The organism is Vibrio sp. 1401 (assembly GCF_033340295.1).
Genome location: NZ_JAWOWF010000791.1, coordinates 1 through 530, shown reverse-complemented (window position 1 = coordinate 530; position 530 = coordinate 1). Strand labels below are relative to the sequence as shown.

The following is a 530-nucleotide window of genomic DNA, read 5'->3' as shown; positions in this document are numbered from 1 at the left end:
AGGTTTAGCGAAATAACCCACAGCAAATATTCCATAGTAAATAAAAAGGGAGGCGCACGTTGCACCTCCCAGTTAAGAGGAATTCGATATGATCAATTTAGACTTTTTCAAACTCTTCGATACCAAAGAGTTCTTCATCTACTACTGATTTTTGGCTACAGCCTTAATCAGTACTGACGTATCCATACGACCAAGCCCTTCACGTTGAAGGCCTGCGTACTGCTCGTCGACCATCTTAGTCAATGGAAGCTCAAGCCCAACACGCTCAGCTTCTTCCAAACAAAAGCCAAGGTCTTTGCGCATCCAATCAATCGCGAAGCCAAAATCAAACTTGTCTTGCGCCATGGTCGTGGCACGGTTTTCCATTTGCCATGAACCAGCAGCGCCGTGTTTCAGCGTCTCGACAACCTGTTCAATGTCTAAGCCCGATTTTTGCGCAAGCAAAAGTGCTTCACTCAAGCCCTGCAAAATACCACCAATACAGATTTGGTTTACCATTTTACAACGCTGTCCCTGACCATTTTCGCCCA

General features: G+C 45.5%; 1 protein-coding gene. It reads right to left on the bottom strand.

Annotated elements, in window-relative coordinates; translation table 11 throughout:
- Positions 1–141: 141 nt before the first annotated feature.
- A partial coding sequence (locus tag R7Z77_RS28195) for an NAD(P)-dependent oxidoreductase (RefSeq protein ID WP_318137415.1) occupies positions 142–530 on the bottom strand: 389 nt, incomplete at its 5' end.